Origin of the sequence: Marinobacter sp. G11, from assembly GCF_021282325.1 — a bacterium.
GTDB classification, from domain to species: domain Bacteria; phylum Pseudomonadota; class Gammaproteobacteria; order Pseudomonadales; family Oleiphilaceae; genus Marinobacter; species Marinobacter vinifirmus.
In genome coordinates this window covers 1-601 of the sequence record NZ_JAJSPB010000116.1, presented here as the reverse complement: position 1 = coordinate 601, position 601 = coordinate 1, and the positions used below count along the sequence as shown (strand labels likewise).

At 55.6% G+C, this 601-nt stretch carries 1 protein-coding gene; it reads right to left on the bottom strand.

Annotation, left to right across the window (positions count from 1 at the left end):
* Window positions 1–601: GTP-binding protein (locus LWH94_RS19305; protein ID WP_232903319.1), on the bottom strand; the 601-nt coding region annotated here is incomplete at both ends.

Genomic DNA, 601 nt, shown 5'->3' with positions numbered 1-601 from the left:
TCCAGGGCTTCTACCAGCTTCTTAACAGCGGTAGTACCCATCTCGTTGTCGTCTTTACCTTCCAGAGCCATCAGGGCAGAACCGGTGATGATCGGAGTGTCGTCACCCGGGAAGTCGTACTGGCTCAGCAGGTCACGAACTTCCATTTCTACCAGCTCAAGCAGCTCTTCATCGTCTACCATGTCCGCTTTGTTCAGGAACACAACGATGAACGGTACACCTACCTGACGGGACAGCAGGATGTGCTCACGAGTCTGCGGCATGGGGCCGTCAGCTGCGGAGCAAACCAGGATAGCGCCGTCCATCTGGGCAGCACCCGTGATCATGTTCTTAACATAATCAGCGTGGCCCGGGCAGTCTACGTGAGCGTAGTGACGGGTCGGAGAATCGTACTCAACGTGGGAGGTCGCGATGGTGATACCACGCGCACGCTCTTCCGGTGCGTTATCGATCTGATCGAAAGCACGGCTCTCGCCAGTGCCCCATACTTCGTGACATACACGAGTCAGGGCGGCTGTCAGAGTGGTCTTACCATGGTCAACGTGACCAATGGTGCCCACGTTTACGTGCGGCTTGTTACGCTCAAATTTTGCTTTAGACA